General features: G+C 58.3%; 15 protein-coding genes and 5 tRNA genes. 13 read left to right on the top strand and 7 right to left on the bottom strand.

The window, feature by feature from the left end; translation table 11 throughout:
* Positions 1 to 17 precede the first annotated feature (17 nt).
* From HWX74_RS00645 to deoC, 4 genes are read right to left on the bottom strand one after another with little or no spacing between them, the layout of a single operon-like run.
* A complete protein-coding gene (locus tag HWX74_RS00645; RefSeq protein WP_176011681.1) occupies positions 18 to 2,048 on the bottom strand; it encodes a pyruvate formate lyase family protein in 2,031 nt (676 codons plus the stop codon).
* Positions 2,049 to 2,068: 20 nt separating this feature from the next.
* Positions 2,069 to 3,253 (bottom strand): iron-containing alcohol dehydrogenase, encoded by a 1,185-nt coding sequence (locus tag HWX74_RS00640; RefSeq protein ID WP_176011680.1) that lies wholly within the window; start codon positions 3,251 to 3,253, stop codon positions 2,069 to 2,071.
* On the bottom strand, positions 3,250 to 4,761 hold the full coding sequence (locus HWX74_RS00635; protein ID WP_176011679.1) for an FGGY-family carbohydrate kinase: 1,512 nt from the start codon (positions 4,759 to 4,761) through the stop codon (positions 3,250 to 3,252). The genes HWX74_RS00640 and HWX74_RS00635 overlap by 4 nt, the downstream gene beginning before the upstream one ends.
* Positions 4,758 to 5,432 (bottom strand): deoxyribose-phosphate aldolase, encoded by a 675-nt coding sequence (gene deoC / locus HWX74_RS00630; protein ID WP_217704809.1) that lies wholly within the window; start codon positions 5,430 to 5,432, stop codon positions 4,758 to 4,760. Before deoC ends, HWX74_RS00635 begins: the two co-directional genes overlap by 4 nt.
* Before the next feature lie 293 nt (positions 5,433 to 5,725).
* Here deoC and HWX74_RS00625 point away from each other — a divergent pair, with 293 nt between their 5' ends.
* Positions 5,726 to 6,607, top strand: a complete 882-nt coding sequence (locus tag HWX74_RS00625) for an amidohydrolase family protein (protein WP_217704808.1) — start codon at positions 5,726 to 5,728, stop codon at positions 6,605 to 6,607.
* Positions 6,608 to 6,616: 9 nt separating this feature from the next.
* Here the strand turns inward: HWX74_RS00625 and HWX74_RS00620 are convergent, their stop codons facing one another.
* Positions 6,617 to 8,056, bottom strand: coding sequence for a carbon starvation protein A (locus HWX74_RS00620; protein WP_176011677.1), 1,440 nt, complete (start codon positions 8,054 to 8,056; stop codon positions 6,617 to 6,619).
* 206 nt (positions 8,057 to 8,262) lie between these two features.
* Here HWX74_RS00620 and HWX74_RS00615 point away from each other — a divergent pair, with 206 nt between their 5' ends.
* From HWX74_RS00615 to HWX74_RS00605, 3 genes are read left to right on the top strand one after another with little or no spacing between them, the layout of a single operon-like run.
* Positions 8,263 to 10,959, top strand: a complete 2,697-nt coding sequence (locus HWX74_RS00615) for a YdbH domain-containing protein (protein WP_176011676.1) — start codon at positions 8,263 to 8,265, stop codon at positions 10,957 to 10,959.
* A 41-nt stretch (positions 10,960 to 11,000) separates the two neighbouring features.
* The gene (locus HWX74_RS00610) at positions 11,001 to 11,195 is read left to right on the top strand and encodes a YnbE family lipoprotein (RefSeq protein ID WP_368506811.1); all 195 of its coding nucleotides are present in this window, start codon (positions 11,001 to 11,003) and stop codon (positions 11,193 to 11,195) included.
* Entirely contained in the window at positions 11,192 to 11,671 is a 480-nt protein-coding gene (locus tag HWX74_RS00605) for a YdbL family protein (RefSeq protein ID WP_176011675.1), read from the top strand. Before HWX74_RS00610 ends, HWX74_RS00605 begins: the two co-directional genes overlap by 4 nt.
* A gap of 136 nt (positions 11,672 to 11,807) precedes the next feature.
* On the opposite strand, the gene recJ is transcribed toward HWX74_RS00605, so the two are convergent.
* The gene (recJ, locus tag HWX74_RS00600; protein WP_176011674.1) at positions 11,808 to 13,517 is read right to left on the bottom strand and encodes a single-stranded-DNA-specific exonuclease RecJ; all 1,710 of its coding nucleotides are present in this window, start codon (positions 13,515 to 13,517) and stop codon (positions 11,808 to 11,810) included.
* Positions 13,518 to 13,695: 178 nt separating this feature from the next.
* On the opposite strand from recJ, the gene HWX74_RS00595 reads away from it, so the two are divergent.
* From HWX74_RS00595 to HWX74_RS00575, 5 genes are all read left to right on the top strand, one after another.
* Positions 13,696 to 13,782 (top strand) — tRNA-Leu (locus HWX74_RS00595).
* A gap of 51 nt (positions 13,783 to 13,833) precedes the next feature.
* Positions 13,834 to 13,907, top strand: a tRNA-Gly gene (locus HWX74_RS00590).
* A 9-nt stretch (positions 13,908 to 13,916) separates the two neighbouring features.
* A tRNA-Tyr gene (locus HWX74_RS00585) sits at positions 13,917 to 14,001 on the top strand.
* 33 nt (positions 14,002 to 14,034) lie between these two features.
* Positions 14,035 to 14,119: transfer RNA gene (locus tag HWX74_RS00580), tRNA-Tyr, on the top strand.
* A 6-nt stretch (positions 14,120 to 14,125) separates the two neighbouring features.
* Positions 14,126 to 14,212 (top strand) — tRNA-Leu (locus HWX74_RS00575).
* Positions 14,213 to 14,496: 284 nt separating this feature from the next.
* Here the strand turns inward: HWX74_RS00575 and HWX74_RS00570 are convergent.
* Positions 14,497 to 19,068, bottom strand: a complete 4,572-nt coding sequence (locus HWX74_RS00570) for a PAS domain-containing protein (RefSeq protein ID WP_176011673.1) — start codon at positions 19,066 to 19,068, stop codon at positions 14,497 to 14,499.
* A 416-nt stretch (positions 19,069 to 19,484) separates the two neighbouring features.
* On the opposite strand from HWX74_RS00570, the gene HWX74_RS00565 reads away from it, so the two are divergent.
* The 4 genes from HWX74_RS00565 (at position 19,485) to HWX74_RS00550 (ending at position 23,884) form a co-directional block, all read left to right on the top strand.
* Complete coding sequence (locus HWX74_RS00565; RefSeq protein WP_176011672.1) at positions 19,485 to 20,549, top strand: LacI family DNA-binding transcriptional regulator; 1,065 nt, start codon at positions 19,485 to 19,487, stop codon at positions 20,547 to 20,549.
* A 467-nt stretch (positions 20,550 to 21,016) separates the two neighbouring features.
* Positions 21,017 to 21,553 carry a phospholipase D-like domain-containing protein gene (locus tag HWX74_RS00560; RefSeq protein WP_176011671.1) on the top strand — a complete coding sequence of 179 codons (537 nt, stop codon included), beginning with the start codon at positions 21,017 to 21,019 and terminating at the stop codon, positions 21,551 to 21,553.
* A 63-nt stretch (positions 21,554 to 21,616) separates the two neighbouring features.
* Entirely contained in the window at positions 21,617 to 22,687 is a 1,071-nt protein-coding gene (locus HWX74_RS00555) for a uroporphyrinogen decarboxylase family protein (protein ID WP_176011670.1), read from the top strand.
* 135 nt (positions 22,688 to 22,822) lie between these two features.
* Positions 22,823 to 23,884 carry a DUF4434 domain-containing protein gene (locus tag HWX74_RS00550; protein ID WP_176011669.1) on the top strand — a complete coding sequence of 354 codons (1,062 nt, stop codon included), beginning with the start codon at positions 22,823 to 22,825 and terminating at the stop codon, positions 23,882 to 23,884.
* Positions 23,885 to 23,925: the final 41 nt, after the last annotated feature.

Raw genomic sequence — 23,925 nt, 5'->3', positions numbered from 1 at the left:
GATTCCTTTTGGTGACTTTAGCGCGGCATCACGCGCTGGATGATATGTTGCTGCATCTCTTCGCTGAGTTCGACGAATTTGGCGCTGAAGCCCCAGACGCGGACGATCAGGTCCCGGTGGCGCTCCGGATGGCGCTGGGCGTCTCGGAGTTGTTCGGTGTCGTAGATGGCGATGTTGAATTGCGTCAGCCCTTTCCGGAAGCAGCTCTCATTGAGCGACTTCAGCAATGCGACTCCTTCCTCCGGACCGGCGGCGAAGTTGCGCGGCAGTGAAATATGGGTGGCCGCCACGCCGATCGCCCGCGCCAGCGGCGCCTTGGCGATCGAGTTGATCAGGGCGGTGACGCCTTTTTGAAGCCGTCCGGGAGTGGCGCAGTAATGTTCGGCGATCGGTTCTTTGTATTTGCGGCCGTCCGGCGTGGCGCCGATTCCGTAAGCCTCTTCGACGAAACGCCAGCCGATCAACGCCGGAAACACGGTAAAGCCGGTATCGCGTCGGTAGGAATCGAAATCGTCGCAAATCGTCTTTACCAGCCCGGCGGCGATGCAGTCGACTTCATCGAGGTCATTGCCGAATTTCGGCGCCGCCAGCAGCTCCCGGCGCATGGTTTCGGCGCCGTCGAAATCGGCTTCCAGGGCGGCTTTGAGTTGGGCGATGGTGTAATGTTTTTGTTCATAGACGACCCGTTTCAGCGCCGCCAGGCCGTCCGCCACGGTCGGCAGCGATCCGGTGAACACCATATAACTGTTCATCGGCAATCCGTCGTCCAGCAGATCGACGCCGCTGGTCAATACGGCTTCATAGGTGCCGTTCAAAAACGGCAGGCCGTGCCACTGGCCGGCCCGGCGCTGCCGGTCGTATTCCCGCAACTCTTCCAGTTTGCAGTGGAGCTGGAACCGGTATTGCCGGAGAAATGCCTGATAAAACTCCTCATAAGTGGTGAATTGCCCGGCATCGCCGCTGGCAAAACCGGTGACCACTTCCGGGGTATACGGGCCTTTCGGATTGGCGGCGTGGAAATACTTGACCTCTTCCCGGCGGGGGTTGGGGGCGGGCCGGCCATTGTACAACGTCAGTTCCAGCGCCGCCACCGCGTCGATGTGATTGAAATCGATCCGGCCGTGGCCGTCCCAGATAATTTCGGTGCAGCCGTCGTTGGCGTAGTCGGCGGCGATGGCCTCCGGAATGCCGGCCCGGCGCATCGCCGGCAGGATGGCGTCGTCGTTGTACATGGTCGCCTGCCCGTGACCGAGATACTGCAGCCGGCAGGCGGCCTCCAGGACATCCGGCCGGATTTGCCGGTGGCAGCGGACGTTGAGGTGCGGTTCGGTTTTGCCGACGGCGATCGAGGCTTCCAGCATCAGTTTCGACAGGTCGCTCGATGCGTCGCTGCCGTCCGGATTGCTGCCGCCGACCATAACGTTCATCAGCGTGTCGCCGCTGCCCCAGCCGTTCAGGTGCTCCCATAGCTCGCAGATTAGGGCAAAGGCGGTTTCGGCATCAATCCGGCCGGCTTGCTTGTCCTGCTCGTAAAAGGGCTTCAGCCGGACATCCAGCCGGCCGATGCAGCTGCAGCGGTTCATGCCGCGGATGCTCCACATCAGATAGAAGAGCTGGAGCGCCTGTTCGAACGATTGCGGCGGTCGGGCGGCCAGGCAGTTCAAATTGTCGGCGATCGCCTGCAGACGGCTTTGTTCGGCCGCCGGCGCCCGGTGCGCCGCTTCCGCTGCCGCCCGGCCATAGCGGGAAAAATAAGCGGCCACCTCCCGATAGGTCGAGGCGATGCCGCGCAGCAGTTCATTGGCGGCGGCCGGTTTGTCCGGTGAAACATTGCCGGCGGCTTTGGCGGCGATGCCGCTGACGCCGTAACGGTAGAAAGCATCGCCCATGGAGTAATGGAAGTTGTCGTAACGGTTCAGCAGTTGGGCTGCCGGCGATTGGAAATTGCGAAAGCCGGCAAGGCGGCCGGCCGCCGGAACGATGGTCGGCAGTGCGCGGATGGCCTGCAAGGTGCCGTCCAGGATTTGTTGAAATGACGGTTCGGGCATGATGGTCGATTCCTTCGTTTTTACAGGGCCAGCTCATAGATGGCCCGGATGTCCTGCCGGGTCATTGGCGGGTGACCGGACAACCGATGATCCGGTCCGAAACTGACTTCGACGACGATGTCGGTGAGAGCATCGAGTTCCGCCGGCTGAACGCCGAATTGGGAGAGTCTGGTTTGGATGCCGTATTGCCGCATCCGTTTTTCCAGCCGATCCGCCGCTTCCGGCAGGGAGGCGCCGAACAGGCGTTCGGCCATCTGGATATATTTGCCGTTGTCCGGCCGGCCGGCGAAATAACGGAACCAGGCCGGCATCATGCAAGCCAGCGTCGCGCCGTGCGCGGCATGGTAACGGGCGCTCAGGACATGACCCATCTGGTGCATCGGCGTGAAGGTGAAAGTGCCGGAGGTCAGCCAGCCGTTCAGCGCGATGCTGGCGGCCCACATCATCACGCCGCGGGCCTGGACATCGCCGGGATTGCTCCATACCTGCGGCAGGACGGCCAGGACCGCCTTGACGACGCCTTCCTGCATCCGCTCCTGCAGCTCAAGGTTGACGGCCGGATCGCCGTTCAGATAGGCTTCCAGCACGTGGGCGACGATGTCGAACGCGCCGCAGGCGGTCTGGTACGGCGGCAGCGAGACGGTCAAATCGGGATCGAGCAACGCCGTTTTGGCATAGAGGCAGGACGGTTCCCACACGTAGGATTTCCGGCCGGTGGCCTCATCGGTGATCACCGCCGTCGGATTCATCTCGCTGCCGGTGCCCGGCAAGGTCGGGACCATCACCGTCGGCAACGCCTGCCGGGGCGGGATCGTCTTCGGGCAACTGTGGGAAAACATGATCATTTTTTCCAGCGGATGCGGGTATTTGACGCCGGCGGCGATGATTTTCGCACAATCCATGACGCTGCCGCCGCCCAGCGCGATGATGACGTCGATCTTATCGGCCCGGCAGACGGCCACCCCTTGTTCCGCCTGGGACAGCAGCGGATTGGCGGTGATGTTCGGGTAATCGATCGACGCTACACCGTTTGCGGCGAGGTCGCGATGGATCGTTTCCAGGATTTCGGCAAAGAAAGAACAATCTTGATAGGTGGCGATCAGCGCTTTTTTTCCGTACAGCGCCGCATGTTGACCGATTTGCCGGACAGTTCCGGCGCCGAAAACGACTTTGACCGGATTGTAATATTCGAAATTCTCCATCATTCCTCTCCTTGCCGATTCAGCGCCGCCAACTGGCGGCAGAATTGGTGAAATTTTTGCTTGACCGCCCGATAGGCCGTCGCCTTTGGCAATTGACAGCGGATCGGCGCGGTTTGACGGTGCAGTGCTTTGATTTTGTCATAGGTTTGCCAGAGACCGCCGGCCCGGAAGACCAGCGCGGCGGCGCCGAGTGAAACCGCATCCCGGGAAATCCGGGAGCGCAGGATGTCTTTTTCCAGTACATTGGCATAGATGTCAAGCCATAAATCGCTTTTGGCGCCGCCGCCGACCGCCGGCAATTGAGCGGAAAGCGGAAGCTTGGATTGCAGGAACTGCAACGACAATTCCAAATCGCAGGCGATGCCCTCCAGCACGGCGCGGGCCAGCTCCGCTCGGCCGATGCCCAGCGAAAGATTGGCGAAACCGCCTTTCAGGTCGGTGGCGACATCGGAACCGGAACCGCCGGCCAGCACCGGGCAGAAAAGCACGCCGTGGGCGCGGGGCGGCGCGCGGGCGCCCAGCCGGTCGAATGCCGCCAGCGGACTGTCCTGAGCGCGCAGTTCCGAAAACAAATTGTCGAGTGCCCACTCCAGCGAAGTGCCGGCCGAAAAGATGCCGGAGGCCGGCAGATACATCCCGTCGACGCAGTGCTGGAAGGTATAGATCCGCCGGTCGTAATCCAGCGTCGGCTGTTCCGCGCAGGCGGCCACCCAGGCTGACGAGCCAAGCGAGAGATAGGCGTCGTTCGGTTCGAAGCAACCGGCTCCCAGCGCCATGCAGGCGTTGTCGACGCCGCCGGTAACCACGATGGCGGCGGCGGGCAGTCCCCAGGCTGCCGCCAGTTCCGGTTTCAGGTCGGCGAGCTTTGCGGCGGCAGGCCGCAGTTCCGGCAGTTTGGCCGGATCGATGCCGGCCGCCAGGCTGTAGCGTTCCACATATTGCCGGTCAGTCAGGCTGTACAGGCCGCTGCCGGAGGCGTAGGAGAAATCGGTGGCGATGCGGCCGGTCAGTTTGAAGTTGATGTAATCCTTGGTCCCGAGGAAGTAACGGGTTCGGGCGTATAATTCCGGCCGGTGCCGGCGGTACCAGGCGATTTTGAAGATTGAATAAAGTTCCGGCGGAAAGCCGCAGCCGGTATCGTAATACCAGGCGCGGCGGTTCACCGTTTGAAAAAAGGCTTCGGCCTCGGCCGTCGCCCTGGCATCCGACCAGATCGGCGTCCGGTCGCTCAGCAGATTGCCGTCGGCGTCGACCGCGACGACGCCGAGGCTGTGTCCCGAAACGCCGATCCCGGCGATTTCCGCCAGGTCGTTCCGTCCCTTCAACAGCGTTTGCACTGCCTGGCGCACCCCATGCCACCACGTCTCCGGATTCTGTTCCCGGCGAATGCCGTCGGCGCTGCAGAACGTCGGATAGGCGACCACCGTTTCACCCAGATTGTTGGCGTTTTCATCGAACAGCGAAGCCTTCAAACTGCCGGTGCCCAGATCGAAAGTCAATGCTTTTTTCATGCTTCCAGGCCAGCTTCCTTTAAAATATTTCTGGCCGATTTGATGCCGATTCCGAAACGGGAACAGCCGGCCGCGACCATCCGTTCGATATCCCGGAGCGTCCGGATGCCGCCGGCGGCTTTGATTTTGGCGTCGTCGCCGATCGTATCGCGGATCAGTTCGATGTGTTCGACCGTGGTCGGCTGTTTGGCCCAGCCGGTCCCGGTTTTGACGTAGGCGGCGCCGGCCCGGACGGCCAGTTCACTGCCTTTGCGGATTTCGTCATCGGTCAGGCAGGCCACTTCGAGGATAACCTTCAAGGTGCGTTCGCCGGCCGCCGCCTTCACCTGCTCAAGGTCGCGGCTCACCATCGCATAATCCCGGTTTTTCAGTGCGCCGACGTTGATTACCATGTCCAGTTCTCCGCAGCCGGCGGCGACGAAACGTTCCGCCGTCAGCACTTTCGCTTCAGTCAGGTCGGCGCCGGACGGAAAGCCGACCGCTCCGCCGACTTGGATGTCCTGATCGTCCTTCAATTGCTCGATCAGCCAGGCGGTGTAGCAAGGCATGGCGAAACAGCAGATGAAGCGGTGTTTTTTCGCCAGGGCCACCATTGCGCGCAGATCTTCCATGACGATGTCGGTTTTCACACAGCTCAGATCGATCAGTTTCGGCAAATTCGGTAAATCCATCGTTTCCACCTTCGAATTGTTGATTTGATACATTATAACATTATAATGTTTAAAAAGCAATCCCGGTTGCGGTGTTTTTTCCGATTTTCGATCCCCCCGGAATTTTCGCGATCGGGAGCGCGGGACGGTAATGCCCCATTTGCCAGAGGCGGTATTACAGTTTTTTTTGCCCTCCTGCCTTGTTTTCCGTTTCGGCGGAAACAATTTTTCCCCTGCGGCCTTTTGGGCCGGGCGTCTATTTGCATTGTTTGTTCTCCGGCGGTATTGTATTTTCAGATTGATCGGAGGAATTCATGATGAAAATAATCGATGCGCATATCCACTTCTCCACCTCTCACCATTTCAATGAAACCGCCGCCGCTGCCGGCCATGAAAATACCGTTCCCCACCTGAGCCGGGTGCTGCGGGAGCTGCAGATCGTCCGCACTGTGGTCATGGGGTCGGGGGGCAAGACGCCGGACGACGGTATCAGCCATGCGTTGGGACCGGACCTGGCCGGCCCGGTGGATGTCGTCGATTACAACCAGCCGTCGTTTGTCGCTTACTGCTGCGGGGTGGATAGCGCCACGCTGACGCCGCGGAATGTCACCGCTTCGCTCGCCGATTTCGAACGCCATCTGCGCTGTCCGGCCTGTGTCGGCATCAAGCTGTATCCGGGTTACAATTATTTCTATCCGGATGACGAACTCTATTATTCGTTCTATGAGTTGGCGGCGGTTTACGATGTGCCGGTCGTCTTCCATACCGGCGATACCGCCAGCAGCCGGGCGCTGGTGAAATATTCCCACCCGTTGCAGGTCGACGCCGTGGCGGTCAAATTTCCGCAGACCACCTTCGTCATGGCCCATTACGGCAATCCCTGGCTGGTGGATGCCACTGAAGTTCTGGCCAAGAATCCGAATGTTTTCGCCGATTTGTCCGGGCTGGCGACCGGCCATTTTGACATCGAATCGTTCTGCGAAACCTATCGCGCTTATCTCGATCAGCTTCGCTGCTGGCTGGCTTATCTGTCCGATTATGAAAAGGTCATGTACGGCTCCGATTGGCCGCTGGTCAACCTTTACAACTATGTAGAACTGCTGCGGCGGGTGATTCCGGCCCGGCATCACGAGTCGGTCTTTTACCGCAATGCCAGGCGCATCTACCGGAAACTGGACGCTTTGCCGGAGGAGTGACGCCCGCGGTTACTGCAATCGTTTGCCGCGGCCGCGCCGGTATGCCCAGACGGCGAAAGCGAGCGAGACGACTCCGGCGATCGCGTAGGCGATCTGCAGCGGCAGTCCGACGCCGACCGGTCCGCCGTGTTTCGGCGATACCCACAGGATATAGCTGACGACGATGAAGGTCATGAACATGCCGGGGATGACCGCCACCCAGCCGGCCTTGCGCTGCATGACCAGCCAGACCGTCGCTGCCATCAGCGTGGAGGCCGCCAGCACCTGGTTGCCCCAGGCGAAGTAGTTCCACAACTGGCCGAACGTTTTGGCGCTGATGTTCGACCAGGCCAGCAGTCCGCAGACGATGGCGATCAGCGGCAGGCAGATCATCAGGCGTTTGCTGAACGATTTCTGGCTGATGCCGCACATTTCCGCCAGGCTGAGCCGCATGCTGCGCATCGCCGTATCGCCGGAAGTAATCGCCAGGACGATGACTCCGATCACGGTGACGGTTCCCATTTGGGAGCCCAGGAAATAGTCGGTGATTTTCAGCAGAACCGAGGTCGGATTGTTCTGCATCATGGACGGGAAAAGGTTGTAAATCGCCATGCCGGCGGCCGCCCAGATCATCGCGATGACGCCTTCGACGATCATCATGCCGTAAAAGGAGGAACGCCCCTGGTATTCCGATTCCATCGTCCGGGCGATGATCGGCGACTGGGTGGCGTGAAAACCGGAAATGATGCCGCAGGCGATGGTGACGAACAGCACCGGGATGATCGGTTCCTTGATCATTCCCGCTTTGAAGGACGCCGATTCGGTCAGCAGCTCCGGCCGTTGAAAGCCTTCCCCGAGCAGGACGGCAAAAATCATCAGCGTACCAATCAGCAGCAAGGCGCCGAAAAATGGATAAACCGAACCGATGATTTTATCGACCGGGAACAGCGTCGCGATGATGTAATACAGGAAAATTGCGCCGACCGCCAGCCAGAAAATATGGATCGTCGGATTCAGCCCGTCGATCAATTGAGCCGGAATGTTGATGAATACCGCCACCACCAGCAGCAGCAGAATGATGACGAAAATCGAGAAAAAATGGTAATAAATTTCACCGAGCGTCATCCGGATCAGCTTCGGCAAATTGGCGCCGTCGTGCCGCAGCGACATCATGCCGGAGAGAAAATCGTGCACCGCGCCGCCGATGACGTTGCCGACGGGAATGATCAAAAAGGTGATCGCGCCGAATTTGATGCCGAGGATGACGCCGATGACCGGTCCGATTCCGGCGATGTTCAGCAGTTGAATCAGCATATTTTTCCAGTGCGGCAGCACGACGAAATCGACGCCGTCGTGATGGATTTTGGCCGGGGTGTCCCGGTGGTCGGGAGCCAGAATCCGCTCGATGAATTTTCCGTAAGTAAAATAACCGGCGATCAACAAGATGATTCCGAACAGGAAAAGCAACATGATCATTCCCTCGCTTAAACTTGCAATAGTGATTTATAAAAATAGCACTTCCATGCCGTTTTTTCCAGTCTTTTTGTCCCGTAATTTCCAGATAAAACGGCGGCCGGGCGCAGATTGTTTTTTCGCTTCCGGTATTGAAATCGGCTTGATTCATGTTAGTATATGGAAACTGTCCGGCGTATGAAACCGGCGGTTGGATGATACGAATGATAAAACGGTTTCTCAAAGCACTTTCTGCCGGCTGGCGGCGGATTCTCCGGGGGCGCTGGCTGCCATGGGGGATGGCGTTTCTGGCGTTCGGCTGTTTTCTGGTCTATTGCTGCCTGCCCGGCTGGATCGAGCGGTACGGTTTGCCGCGTCTGGCGGTGGCGCTCGGCGTCAAGGCGCTGCGCGGTGAAGTCCGGCAATTGAGTTTCAGCCGGCTGGATCTCGGCGAGGTGGAAATTCTGACCGGCAATGAAACCGTCCTGCGCATTCCGGCGCTGCAGGTCAATTTCGATTGGTCGCCCGGGGGGACGCTCGACATCGAAGCCGTCCGGATTGTCGGAGCGGCGCTGCAGGTGCGTTATGAGCAGGGGCGGTGGCGCATTCCGGGATTGTATCCGGAGCTGATGACGCGATTTTCCGCCGCCGCTCCGGCGGAGCCGGAAGCCGGGAGTGCTTTCCGCTGGCGGGTCCGGCAGATTCGGCTGGAATATTGCACGCTGAAATTGCACTGGGATGACGAAGCGTTTGAAATTCCGCTGAATGCCGAACTGCGGCTGCCCGGTCAATCGGAGGACAGTTGGCGTTTGCGCTTCGATTTGCGCTGCATGTCCGATCAGGTGAGGGGCGAAGCTGTCTACCGGCCGGCCGGCCGGGAGCTGCAGGTCAATGCCGCCGGACAGTTGCGTCTTTCCCGTTACCGGGAGTTGTTCGGGCGTTTCGGCGACTGGACGCCGGAGGGCGGCGGCTCCTTTCAATGCGGACTGGTTTATGCGCCGGAAAAACTGGAGGCCATCTGCCGCTTTCCCGCTCTGCGGCTGGCGTTGCGGGATTTCCGGCTTGGGAATGCCGGTGAAGCGCCGGCGGAGCTGCAATTGTCCGGCCAGCCCGGCCAGCTCGATTGGGCGCTGCGCAACTGGCGGTTTTCCTCGCCGTACGGCAGTTTGCAGTTGCCGGAAATTTCCGGCGGGTTGGCGGCCGGGGAAACGGAAACTGTGCTGGAGGGCCGGCTGAACGCGGAAATGCTCTGCCTGGAGCGGTGGCCGCTGCCGTTGGAATCCGACTTTGCAGTGCGTCTGCCGCATGACCGCCGGGCCTTGACTGCTTCGGCGCAAATGCGGTCGGCGGAATTCCCGGAACTTGCCGCCACGCTGTCTGTCAGTGGAGATTTGGCCCGGCCGGCTCCGGCCTGGCAGGTGCGGGCGGCACTGAAGCAGCATACGGCGCTGCGGCATCGCTGGCGGGTGGCCGGTTATTCCGGGGAACTTGACATCGCCGCCTCCGGGGTGGAGGTGACTGGGGCTTATCAAGCCGGCGACTGGCAGGCCGGATTGTCGCTCTCGGTCGATTCGCCGCAGCTCGCGGTGCGGCAGTTGCCCGGCATCCGTCGCATCACCGCCGGCAATCTGTGCCTGGAAGGCAGCGCGGCCGGGCAGGGGAGCGTGCCGGAGCGGTTCGGGTTCGCCGGCGGATTGACTGATTTGCGGCTGCGGCCGCTGGGGGTGACGGTCGGGGCGGTAAACGCTTCGCTGTCCCGAACGGTTGCCGATGGCGAAGCGATGACCGGTTCGGTGACGTTCGACCGTGTCGGCTGGCGCAACTGGCAGTCCGGCAACTGGACGGTGGCGCTGCAAGCCCGGCCCGGCGGTTTCCGGTTCGACGGCGTGGCGACGATCGGCCAGCTGCCCGGTTGGCGGCTGACGCAGCGCGGCACTTTTCAATATGCCCCCGCGCTGCAAATCGACGCGGAGATCGACATGCCGTCCTGGGCTCTGCCGGATGCCGGACTGTGCCGGGAGCTGTTGCCGGGGCTGCCGGACGGCCAATGGAGCGGCCGTCTGGCGCTGAACGGCCGGTATTGCTGGGGGCTGGGGCACAACGAAGGGGAACTGTCGCTGCAATTGACCGACGGTGCGCTGAATCTGCCCGGGCCGGGAATTGCCGCCGACGGGGTCGCACTGTCGCTGTCGCTGCCATTGTTGCCGCAGTTGATCAGCAATCGGCCGCAGCGGTTGACCTGCCGGCAGGTGAAAGCGGCCGGGTGGACGTTTGATGATATCCTGGTCGATTTTCAATTGGAATCGGAAAGTTTCTTCCTGGAAAATTTGCAATTGAAATGTTGCGATGGCAATGTTTATACGCATGCGCTGCGTTTTCATTATCGGGATCCCCGGGTGCGGGCGGCCCTGTACTGCGACCACCTGAATCTGGCGCGGTTGATCAACCAACTGGGCGTGGCCGGCGCGGCCGGCGACGGGACGCTGTATGGCCGGATTCCGTTCACGTTCGATTCCGGCGGGCTGCAGGTCGAGCCGGGATTTCTCTATTCCGAGCCGGGCATCGCCAGCCATCTGGAGCTGGATGGGTTGGAGCCGTTGCTGGCCGGCCTGCCGGAGGGGACGGCGGAATATACCCAGTTGGATTTGGCGGCGGAGGCGTTGAAGAAGTTCGATTACCAGTGGGCCAAACTGGAATTTGCCGCGGTCGATGAGGATCTGGCGGTGGCGTTGAAACTGGATGGCAAGCCGGCCGGCATATTGCCGTTCCGGTTTGACGAACGGGCCGGACGTTTCGTCCGGGTCAACACGGTTGGGTCGCTGTTTCAGGGCATTCGGCTGGATGTCAACAGCCGGATCCCTTTGAATAAACTGATTAAATTCAACCAGAAATTTCAAAACCTGACGGAGATGATGAAGTGAACCGGAAAATTTTGCTGTTGAGCGCTTTCGGCGGCGTTCTGCTGGTGGTCGGCGGCTGTTGGAGCAGCCACCAGATCCAGACGCAGAGCGAAGTCGATGTCAAACCCATTGAAATCAAACCGATCCATATTACCTTGGACATCAACATCAAGGTCGATCGGGCGCTGGATGATTTCTTTGGCGACCTGGATGAGGAAGCGATTGAAATACCCGAAACAGATGGAGGAAGCAAATGAGACGACATGGTTACAGCCGCTTGATTGCCGGGGCCGCATTGACGCTGCTGTTCTGCGGCGGGACGCTTTATGCGCTGCCGCAGGAGGTCAGGGAAACCAATAACGTATTGTTTTCGACGGCCAGGGAGGATATGAACAGCCAGGCGATCAAGGAGCGGATGAAGCAGCGCCTGTCCCAGGTCGTCAAGTGGAAAAAATCCGGCCAGGTCGGAGAGACTTACGACGGTTATCTGGCGCTGGTCGATCCGGCGAAAATCGACGCCAAGACGCTGCCGCAGATGGAACTGCTGATCGCGCAGGAAAATCGCGACCGCCAGGCCGTCTATCAGGCGATCGCCAAAAGCCAGCAGACGACGGTGGCATTGGTTGGCCAGCGCCGGGCGCTGCAAATTGCCGACGACGCACCGAAGGGTGAATGGTTCCGCGACGCCAAGGGGGGCTGGTCTGCCAAAAAGACGGACCCGAAAAAGAAGTAATCCGCAGAGTTTGCGCCGCATGCCCCCGGGCCGGGACGTAACTTGAACGCGGCCCGGCGGGCGAAGCGGTCGTCGAGGAGCGCCGGAAAACCGGCGCTTTCCATTGAACGGCGCCTGACAGCCTTGCTGAATCAGCTCAGTAACTGTTCTGGACGTCGATGATGTTCAACTGCGGCCGATTGACGCTGTAATAGTTGTTCAACTGCGGCGTCGCCAGCACATCGAGCATTTTTCCGGTGAATTCCTGCGGCAGCATGTTGAAAGCGATGAATTCGATCTGCCCCTGCTTGCGGTTGCGCAGCAGGCCGCGGGTGTGTCGGTGCCCGACCGGGTAGCATTTCACCACTTCCAGTTCGTTGAACCGGTAGACCGGCTTCGGATTGCTGTGGCCGAACGGCGCCAGCAGGTTCAAATACCGGAAGAATTCCGGATTGACCTCTTCCAGCTCCGTATCGCCGTCGTAGGCGATATACTCTTCCAGATCCTCGGCGTTCAACTGCTCCCGCACGTATTTTTCCAGCGCTTCGTGAAAAGCGGGAATCCGCTCCGCCTGCAGGCCGATGCCGACCGCCATCGGATGACCGCCGAAACGGTCCAGCAGATGGCTGGTCTTGCTCAACACCTCGACCAGATTCAGCGAACCGATGCTGCGGCCGGAGCCGTAAGCCTGACCGTCCTGAATCGTCAGCACGATCGTCGGCCGGTTGTAATCACGGGCCAGGCGGGAGGCGACGATGCCGATCACCCCCTGATGCCAGTTGCTGCCGGCCACCAGCAGCGCATAATTGTCGCTCTGGCCGCTGGCTTCGATGCGGGCCTTGGCTTCCTGGTAAATTTCCTGTTCCTTCTCCTGGCGGATCCGGTTGTACTCTTCGAGCCGGGAGGCGAACTGATAGGCTTCGACGATATTTTCCGACTCCAGGAGGCTCATCGCGATATTGGCGTCGCCGACCCGGCCGGCGGCATTGATGCGCGGCGCCAGTTTGAAAGTGATGTCCGACGGCGCCAGGTCATTGTGCAAGCGCGAACTCTCGATCAGCGCCCGGATGCCGGGGCGGAACTGTTTTTTCAGGATTTCGATGCCGTATTTGACCATGATGCGGTTTTCGCCGAGCAGCGGCACGATGTCGGCCACCGTGCCCAGCGCGACATAATCCAGCACATCCTCCAACCGGGTGTTGAAGCCGCCCAGATTATTTTCCCGGCCATATTTGATGAAGGCATGCGACAGCTTGAAGGCGACGCCGGCGCCGGAAAGCACCTGCAGGTCTTCGAGCTCCGGATAAATTTTCGGATTGATCACCGCCAGCGCCTTCGGCAGCTCCGGACCGGCTTCGTGATGGTCGGTGATGATCGTGTCGATGCCCAGGTTGACCGCATCGGCTACCGCGTCGCAACTGGTGATGCCGCAGTCCACCGTCACCAATACCTTGCAACTGCCGATCGTGCTCAATGCCTTCTGAAGCGATTCCGGCGTGAAGCCATAGCCATCGTCGAAACGATGCGGGATGAATGAGTGCACGATCGCGCCGTTGCCGCGCAGAACCAGCGACAGCAACGCGGTGGCGGTAATGCCGTCGGTGTCGTAGTCGCCGTGGATGAGGATCGGCTCCTTGCTGAAAATTGCGTCCCACAACCGGCGCGCGGCATCTCTGATGCCGGGAAACCGATAGGGATCACTGAACCCTGCCAATTTTGGGTTTAAAAAGTCGACTACCGCACTTTCCTTGACACCGCGAGCGGCAAAGTAAAGCGCGATCGGATGCGGCAGCGACAACTGACGCATCAGATGGTCAACACCAGTCTCAAGATTTTGACAGGACGACTTCCATTTTTTTACGCCCATTAACCTTACTTCCTAACGTTTAATATTTCATCATATACGATAATGCTTTTTAGCGTCAACTCCAAGTTTTTTACAACTCTTTTTCCACTTTTTTTTTGATTTTTTTTTCCCTTCCCGATTTGCAAAGTGGGAAAAATATCGTATTTTAGAAAACATGCAACGAGCTGATAGCTTTTGTGCCGATGTGGCGGAACTGGCAGACGCGCTACGTTCAGGGCGTAGTTCTTTCATCGGAGTGTGGGTTCGAATCCCACCATCGGCACCATTCAGATTCCTGCGGTTGTTTATTCTGTATCGATCATTTTCGAGTTTTGCCGCGGGTATGGCATAACGGCTGTGCACCAGCCTTCCAAGCTGGTTATAGGGGTTCGACTCCCCTTACCCGCTCCAGATTATTCCGGTGGGATTCCCGAGCGGCCAAAGGGGGCAGACTGTAAATCTGCTGGTTACACCTTCGATGGTTCGAATCCATCTCCCACCACCATTTTTTTCTTTCGGAAAGATTGATGCGTTTTCCGGTGGGATTCCCGAGCGGCCAAAGGGGGCAGACTGTAAATCTGCTGGTTACACCTTCGATGGTTCGAATCCATCTCCCACCACCATTTTGTGCCGATGTGGCGGAACTGGCAGACGCGCTACGTTCAGGGCGTAGTTCTTTCATCGGAGTGTGGGTTCGAATCCCACCATCGGCACCATTTTTACTTGCCGATTGGAGCTATTTGCCGCAATTCATATTGCCTTGCATGAGAAGCTATCAAGACAAGTTTTCTCTGTCAAATCACAACCGGATTGCCAATCGCATCAGGGAGAAGGGGGATGCCGGTTCCCATAGACAGGGCCTCCTTTTACAGCCGTTTTCCGCAACATACAAAATTGCGGAAGGCAACTCATGCTCACATTGCCGCGCCGGCGCGGCAAGTATTCTGCGATTTTTCGTATTGTTCCCGGTTGAGTTTCCCGCTGGTAATATCGCGGGAAGTCAAAAACGATTTTGAACGATTGCGAGAATTTGCAGAACTTTGTCCAGCGTGATCGGTTTCAGCAACACCGCATTGAAATCGGCGTTATTCCGGGCTTCGGCGTCGGCAGTGACCGCGACGACCGACATTTCGTCGAAACGCCGGTCCATCCTGATTTTTCCGAGCAATTCTTCTCCGCTCATTTCCGGCATCCACAGATCGGTCAGAATGAATTTGAAATTCTGATCCTTTTCGAGAATTTCCAACGCTTTGACGCCGGATTCGGCGCAAACGCTTTCGATGCCCAATTTCCGCAGCATCGCCTGCAGCACCTTCAGGTTCATCGGCACATCGTCGACCAGCAGTACCCGCAGGTGTTCCGACAACAGCCAGAGAATCTGGTTCTGCCTGGTGACGGCGTCGCCGCTCTCCACCCGGTCATACCGGACATCCTTCAATCTGACCGTAAAGGCGCTGCCGCGGCCCGGTTCGCTGGCCGCTTCGATGGTGCCGCCCATACGCTGTGCGAGCCGCATGGAGATTGCCAAGCCCAGTCCGGAACCCTCGTAAACCCGGTTGCCGCGCGTCCCTTCGGCCTGGAAGAACGGGTCGAAAATTTTTCTCAACTGTTCTTGGGCGATGCCGATGCCGGTATCCGCCACCAGGATGCTCAATTCACCGGTGCCGCCGGCAGCGGCGGGCCGGAAATCAATGGTGACGGTCACCTGGCCCTGGTGGGTGAATTTGATTGCGTTGCCGACCAGATTGAGCAGGATCTGCCGGATTCTCAGGTGGTCCACATAGACCGGACACCGAGTTCCGCTCAATTGCGAGACCAGTGCAATATTTTTCTGTTTCGCCTTCAGTTGAAACACCGCAACGATCTCTTCCGCCAGTTTCGGCAGATCGGTCCGGACCGGGGTGATGTTCATCTGGTCGGCCTCCAGTTTGGATAAATCCAGCACGTCGTTGATCAGATTCAGCAGCGCCGAACCGGCGCAATTGATCGAACGCAGATAGTCGAGCTGATCCTCCTGGCTGACATCGCCACCCTGTAGCAGTTCGGAGAAGCCGAGCACCGCATTCAGCGGCGTCCGCAATTCATGGCTCATGGTGGCGAGGAAGTAGCTCTTGGCCCGGTCGGCTGCCATCGCCTGTTCCATCGCCCGCCGGAGCTCTTCCTTCTGCTGGTAAAGTTCGGTGACATCGACCGCGGTTTCGAGCAGGTTGATCACCTTGCCGTTCCGATCGAAGAGCGGCTGGAATGAGATCATGTAAGTATGTCCGTTGGGATTTTTGAAGTCGAAATGAGCCGGCTGGCCGGTTTGTTTCACCCGTTCGAACGGGCAGAAGTCCGGCGGCGCGTCGTGACCGCAACTGACGTGGTAGCATTTTTTCCCGATCAGTTCCTCCGCCGGCCGGTCTGTACCCGCGCAGGTCGCCGAGTTGACCATCGCGACATTGTAATCAAGGTCGAACATGAAAATCGGAATCGAAATATTGTTGACGATCTGCCTTTGCATCGAAGCGGTATCCGCGATCCGCTCAAGCTGCGCGGCGCGCTCGCGGGCCAGCAGAAACAGATTGGCGATGCTTTTTACGGTATGAACCGAGGTGTCGCTGAATTCGTGGGGATGGCGGGTGTAATCCAAGCCGACGAAACCGATCAATTGCCCGTCCCACCAGATGCCGCTGACCAGCAGGGACTTGATTTTCTGAAAAGCCAATCGGGCGAGTTCCTCCGCCAGCAGGGGCGGCGGAGACGACATATCCTCGACCACGAGTTCCCGTTTTTCCAGCAGCATTTTTTCCCATAACGGAAAATCGCTCATGCTCATATTCTGCAGCAGCTCTTTCTGCGTATCAGTTTCTGATCTGACCCATTCATACTCATTGGAAATATCCCGGCCGTTTCCGGTATAGAGGAAAATATAAGCCCGGTCCGCGTCGGCATTCTCGCCGATGATCCGGAGCATTTCATTGACGGCCCGGTTGAAATCCGACTCCACGGTGATCATGCTCAGCGACTGGTTGATGATCCGTTCGCAGCGGGTCGCATAATCGAGCGATTCGATGGTCCGCTTCTGCTGCTGTTCGAGTTCATATTCGCGCGAAACATCCACACCCATGCCGATCAGGAGCTTGGTGCCGTCCGACTGGACCAGCGTATTCTTCACTGTCTGAACCATCAGCGATTCACCGGAGGTAGAAAGGAAACGCTCCCGGATATTCAGTTTTTCGGTCGAGTTGATGATCGCCTGGTCGTCGTCATGGAATTTCCGGGCCGCGGCTTCGTCCGCCGGGAAAATATCCCGGTCGAAACTGCCTGGAATCCGCTCGCTGTCAACGCCGATCATTTCGCCGAAGCGGCGGTTGCACATCACGTACCGGAAGTTGTCGGCGGCGTTTTTGACGAAGATGTAGCCGGGCAGATTGTCCATGATATTGGTCAGCAGCCGCAGGCTGTCGCGCGTCTGCCGTTCGTTTTCGCGGCTGTGGGTGATGTCCTGAATCACGCCGCAGTACTCCCGCCGCCCGGAAATTTCATTCACCGATTTGACCGCCCGTAATTCGAAATAACGCTGCGGAGTTCCGGCGGCAAAGGAGACGGCCAGTTCGTCGACTTCGCCGGCCAGCAGCCGGTGCCAATCCCGCAGAAATCCGTCAAGATCGTCCTTGGCAATCCATTCCGCCGGAAGCACCGGCTTCCCGTCCCGGCGCGGCCAGTATTCCGCCGAAATCGGAAGCAGGATCGTGCCGGCGGCGGTGCAGCGGAAATAGTCAACGCGGGCGACCTGTTTCACCATTTCCAGAATCGCGCTGTTCATGCGCAGCCGGTCGCGTTTTTCGTACTCCTCGGTTACATCGCGGAATACCAGCACGCCGCCGGTGATACGGTTCGCCTCGTCCCGGATCGGCGACGCGCAGTCGGCGATGTGCAGCCGGCTGCCGTCTTTGGCGATCAGGTCGGTATGATTGGCCAGCTCCACGGTCTGGCCGGTGGCGAGCGCTCTGGCCAGCGGGGATTCCACTTTGCTTTCGTCGAGATAACTGACGATATTGAAAATTTCGTCCAGTTTTTTTCCTTCCGCCTCTTCCGGTGAATAGCCGGTCAGCTTTGCCGCGACCGGATTCAGCAGCGTCACATGCCCCAGGGCGTCGGTGGCGACCACGCCGTCGCCGATGGATTCCAGCGTCAGCCGGAACCGTTCGGCCAGCCGGGCGGTTTCCCGGTGCGCCTCATGCAGCTCGGTCACGTCGGCGGAAATGCACATCACCACGTCGGTGTGGAATGGATTATGCCCGGAAAGGCGCTGGAATTCATCGTGGCGGCATTGTCCGCCGGCTTCAAAATCCAGGTGAACCTTTTCTCTGCCGGCGAACGCCTGCCGGATCGCAAGCCGGATTTTCTCCCTGACCGCCGGAATGGTGATCTGCTCCAGGCGGGTCAGCGACTCGTCGACTCCCCCCGCGACCGGCTGTGGAATGTGCGAATACAGAATCCGTTCCTGCCGGTCGAAAATGAAAATCCGCAACGGCAAATTTCTGAATAAGGCCGTCGCTTTCCGGTGTTCCCGGCGGCGGTACAGCAGTGCGGCGATCAAGCCGGTGAGAGCCAGAAACAGCATGCCGCCGCCCGCCGCCAGTTCCACCCGGTAGCGGATCAAAAAGTCAGGCGGGGTGTTCATGATTTTCGTTTCCGCCGGAATGCGGCCGGCGGGAATGCCGAATTCCCGGATCGCCCGGTAATCGAGCCGGGGATGCAGGTGGGAATACGCATATGGAATTGCCGCCGCCGCTTCGCCGTTCAGAATCCGCACCGCCACCGCTCCGGTCTGGGCGCCCAGCTCCGTGCTGACGGCAACCGAACCGCCGTCGCTGCCCAGCGGCATGTAGGTGTCGTAACGACCGAGAATCATGCCCGGAAAAATCTGGTTGATACGCGGCAAGGTGGTATAGCTGTTCGCCGGGGTTTCATCGCGGGACGACCCCCAGGAGTGAAAAATCAGCAGCGTGTGGGGCGGCAGTCCGCTGACCTTTTTCATCATTTCGGCGGTGGAATATTCCGTCCCGTCGATGATGGTGATTTTCCGGGTGATCTCTTCGGGAATTTCACTCAGAAGTTCTCGCTGCCGGCGTCCGTCGGCGGTGGCGTCGACCAGCACGACGATATGCCGGGTATCGGGAAGCAGCCGCAGCCCGAGCTTGGCGCTTTCATAAGGATGGCGCGCGGCCAGAACCGCCGTCATGTTCAACTTCTGCTTCAACTCCTGCGGCGGTTCGCCGAGGTAACTTTCCAGCAGGAGCGGAGTGCCTTCCGGGAGTTTGAGCTGTCCGTTGAGGAACAGATCCGCGGCGGCGTTGTTGTAGACGACGATCAGGTCGTAGGGATGTAAATCCAGTTTGGCCTGAAGCGCCCTGACATCGCCCATACAGGGATTCATACCGGGCTGAAAGCGGACGCCGAACGAAAAAATTTCATAGTTGGCCCCGATGCCGGCCTGGGTCAGGGTTTCCCGGAACATCCGGGTGGACTGATCCGTCCATGAATCGATGGCCGAATACGACTCCACCTGCAGCACGCGTTTCACGCCGTTCGCCTGTAAAAGCGGAGACGGGAATAGGAACAGGATAAGCAGAAAAAACAAACGAGGACATAATTGAAAATGATTTTTCATCGGTATTCTTCCGGAAACTGATTGCAAAAGGAGGACTGTTCTTGTTGCCGCGTTGCATGAACTGCAACTATCCCTCATGGGCAATCCTTTTGTTGTTCAACATATTAACGGAAAAGTCCCTTTGTTATATATGACAAGTCACCCTATACTATACCGTAAACGTTCATCATTGTCAAGAAAAATAAAAGCAAAGAGTCTCAGATTCGCTTCAGGCATGATATATTTACGATCAGGCTCGCTAAAAATAAATTATCCTTATTTCAATGGGGAAAACAGGATTGCTTTTTCCCCGATCGACACTATGGTTTAACCGAAGGGATCAAAAAACAATGAATATTCGGGAATTTGCCGCACTCTGCGGCGTCGCGCACTCCACCGTTTCCCGCGTTCTGAACCAGCCGTTGGAAAAATCGCGGACCAGCAGGGCGACGTATGAACAGATTCGCGCCAAGGCTGTCGAAGTCGGTTTTCAGGTCAACTATTATGCCCAGGCTCTCCATTCGAAAACGTCCAATTGTCTTGGACTCATCATCGGCGGTTGGATGCCGTTGCTGACGGAACCGCTTTTATACGGGATAGCCCATACGCTGGATATGCACGAAAAACACCTGACGGTTCTCACCTGCGACGCCACGCCGGATTCCGAAGCGGACGCCTTTGAAAAAATGTTGATCTATAATGCCGGGACAGTTCTGTATATCCCGGCGCGCCAGAAGGAGGCAAATTATTCGACGCGGCATATTCGTGAAGTGCTGAAAAAACATTCCCAATACCCGCCGGTGATCACGCTCTACGGCGGCTCCGACATTCAGGAGTTTTACCATGTCGGCTTTCGTGATTATGAAACCGGTCAGCGGGCGGCCCGGCGCCAGTTGAAAAACGGGTGCCGCAAATTCGGGATCGTCCAGTCGCTTTACAGCAATTTCATGTACCGCGAGATGTCGCGCGGCTACCGGGAAACGCTGCGGGCAAACGGCATTCCGGACGCGGATATCAAGGAGCTGCTGTTCTGGTCCGAAGGTTTTGCCTCCATTCCGTTTGAACAGTTACAGGAGGTTGAAGGTCTCTGGTGCAGTCATTATGTTCTCCTGCTTCACTGCATGTCCAAACTGGTCAAGTTGGTCGGCGATTGCGGACGGCTTCACGTCGATACGATTTGCGGGACGGAAACGCTGGAATTATACCGCAATCTTCAACCGTCTCTGGGGGCCGTCGGTCCTGCGGAGGAATTTCCCCGCTGGTTCGGCAGCATGACCATCTATCAATACAGTACCCGGGCGATTGGAGTGAAAGCTGCGGAAATCACGCTTCAGCTTTCGCAGAAAAATGTGGAAGAAATTCCGAAACACACCTGTCTGGAATTAACTCCGATTTCATATCGGCAAAGTAATTGAAAGGCTTCCGGCGCGACGGCGGCCACTTCCCGGACGGGAGCAATAGCTTGATGGCCTGTTTTCCTTGTTGCTTTGGTGATTTTGAATTGGAAACGAATTTATTTGTCGAGTTGCGGGCTCCGTTCGTTGGATTTGCTTCATGAACTTGTCTGCTTCCTGCATTGCGGCCCAACAAAAGCATTCGGCCGATCAGATGCCATAAAACCTCCCGGTGATTGGCATGATTCCAATTGTATTTCGGACCGAGACTGGTGATTTGCCCTTGATCGGGAAATAAAACACTTGTATTTTCAACAGCTCTTTCCTCCTTGCTCAACGCCGCCTGAGCTTTGGCCTGAATATTGCATGAAACTTTCAAGCTAAATGGCGGGATGGCGATTTGCTTTCCGGATTCCGGGAAGTAAATTGTTCTCTCTGGAAGCCGGGAAGGCCCGTTGGGCCGTCATGCGGCAGGCGGATGGAGAACTATGATTGAATTTGTCAGCAACCGTGCCATCTATGAAAAAGTGATTCGCGACCTGGTGCCGCAGTGCGCCGGGCGGCTGTGGATCGCTACCGCCGACCTCAAGGATATGTATGTGGAACAAAGCGGCTTGCGCCGCGGCAAAATGGTGCCTTTTCTGGAAGTTCTGGCCGGCCTGCTGCAGCGCGGGGTTGAAATCCGGTTGATTCACGCCAGGGAGCCCGGTCCGGCGTTCCGGCGGGATTTCGACCGTTTTCCCGGGTTGTGGGAGGGATTGGAGCGGGTGCTGTGTCCCCGGGTGCATTTCAAGTGCGTCATCGTCGACGGCGTGAAAGCGTATTTCGGCAGCGCCAATTTGACCGGCGCCGGCATGGGTGCCAAGGCGTCGGCGCGGCGAAATTTCGAAAACGGCGTGCTGACCGACCGGCCGGAACTGATTCTGCCGCTGGCGGAACAATTCGATGAAGTCTGGCGCGGAGAGTTCTGCGCGTCCTGCGGCCGGCGGGAATATTGCAGCGATTGTCCGCTGGCGGCGGATTGATCAATCGTTTGAAATACGGCAAAATTCGTTTTGCGCGATAAAAAATCAACCAGAGGCGGTAAAATGGCAACGCTCACTCCGAGAGAAAATTTGCGGCGACTGTGGCGGCGGGAAGGGTTTGAATTCGTTCCGGTTCAATTCGATTTGTGTCCGGCGATGGTCGAAAAATTTCAGGCGAAATACGGTGCGGACCGCAGTTATGAAGAAGTGTTTCAATTTCCGTGGCGGGCGGTGACGACCGAATTGTTCGTCCAGCCTTTCAGCGCCTGGCGCGAAAAGTTTTATCTGGGGTACGAATTTCTGCCGGGGACCTGGTTCGACCGCTTCGGCATCGGACACGAACCGACGCCGGAGTCGATGCATATGACCCGGATGTATCATCCGATGGAAAAATTTTCCCGCCTGGAGGAGTTCGAACAGTTTCCGTTTCCGGAGGTGACGGCCGGCGAGGCGTTGAAAGCGGAGGTGGCCGCCATCCAGCGCCGCGGCCTGGCGGCGACCGCTTATATGGCGGTGACCATCTGGGAGACCGGCTGGTATCTGCGGGGCATGGAAAATCTGATGATGGATATGCTGACGGATGAACCGGGCGCTTATTTCCTGTTCGACAGGATTACCGAGCTGGCGGTGAAGCGCAGCGCTGTTTATGCCGGAGCCGGTGTTGACCACATTCACCTCGGTGATGACATCGGCATGCAGAGTACGCCGATGATGTCGCTGGAATTGTACCGCAAATGGCTGAAGCCGCGCTTGCAGCGGGTGATTGCGGCGGCGAAGGAGATCAACCCGGACGTGTTGATCAGTTATCACTCCTGCGGTTTTGTATTGCCGTTCATCGACGATTTGCTCGAAGTCGGCATCGATATTCTCAATCCGGTCCAGCCGGAGTGCATGGATTTCGCCGAAATTCACCGGCGGTTCGGCGACCGCCTTTCATTTTGGGGAACGCTCGGCACTCAGACGACGCTGCCGAAGGGAACGCCGGAAGAGGTCTATGACGTCGTGCAGCGCAATCTGCGGATTGCCGGTCCGCAGGGCGGCTTGCTGGCGGCGCCGACCCATCTGGTCGAGCCGGAAGTGCCGTGGGAGAATATGGAAGCCTATGTGGCCGCCTGCCGCGAATTCCGGTTTTGAAGCGTTGCGTTCGGGGGCGGAAAACCATTTTCAATGCCGGCTTGACAGCGGGCGGAGCGGTGTTAATTTATCTTTCGGCGGCTGATTGCCGCTTGGGATGAAATGATTGAAATATTGCACATAAGGAGAACGTGAATGACCCCTCATTTCCATCCGGACAACTCTCGATTGATTACCGGCACGTTTGTCGAACTGGACCACTGGGACGACCGGGAGGGAACCCGGTTTCAAGCGGAACTGCGCAGCCTGTCGCCGGACCACTGGCGGCAGATGGTCAACGACATGGCGGCGATCGGCATCGATACGCTGGTATTCCAGCAGTGCGCCGACGCCCGCGGCGGCCTCGACGACACCAGAGCCTATTATCCGAGCCGGCGCTGGCCGGTGCCGGACTGGATGGAATCCAGGCCGCTGCTCTATGACGAGGTGATCGACGAGGCGGAAAAATTGGGCATGACGGTAATTTTCAGCATCTATGCGATGCATTGGCCGGATCCGTTTCTGCAGACCGAGCAGGCGATCGAACTGGCGAAGATCGCGGCGGCCGAGCTGTACGAGCGTTACGGCGCGCGGAAGTGTTTCGGCGGCTGGTACTGGACCTATGAATATCCGCCGGGCTGCGCTTCGGGCCGGGACAGTCTGCGGCGGATCGTCCCGGCCGTTCGCGCCATCGCCGATTGTCCGATCATGATCGCGCCGAATGCCGACCGGCCGCTGTGCAGTACGACGCTGCAGGAAATCGATGTCGACATCATCGCCTATCAGGATACGGTTGGCCTCGGGGTGGAACCGGACATCTTCGGCCGTTATGCCCGGGCCGACCGCTTTCGGTCGCTGGACCGGCTGCCGTTCCTGTTCGAGCAGTTGAAATTCATTCACGACGGCTGGTTTGCGCCGGAGGCGCCGGATATCAACTATTGGAATTTCTACACTCGCAAACGCGGCCGCACCGCGTTGTGGAACGACCTGGAAATCTGGGAATTCGATCACCGCAAGGAATTGATCCCGACCGAGCTGTCCAGGGTTACCGCTCAATTGGAGCTGACGGCGCGTTACGTCGACAAGCAGATTATCTACCAGTATCCGGGCCTGATGCACCATCCGGGCCATCCGGTGCCGGTCGGCGGCGAACGGGCCAGGACGTTGTACGAGACCTATCAATTGTACCGGGACGCGGTGTTGGCCGGCCGGAAATGACGGATTGGCTATTTGAGGAGGCGGCCGGAGTGATCCGGCCG

Origin of the sequence: Victivallis sp. Marseille-Q1083 (assembly GCF_903645315.1) — a bacterium.
In the GTDB taxonomy this organism is placed as follows: domain Bacteria; phylum Verrucomicrobiota; class Lentisphaeria; order Victivallales; family Victivallaceae; genus UMGS1518.
The sequence above is the reverse complement of the archived record's forward strand: the minus strand, read 5'-3'. Positions and strand labels throughout refer to the sequence as shown.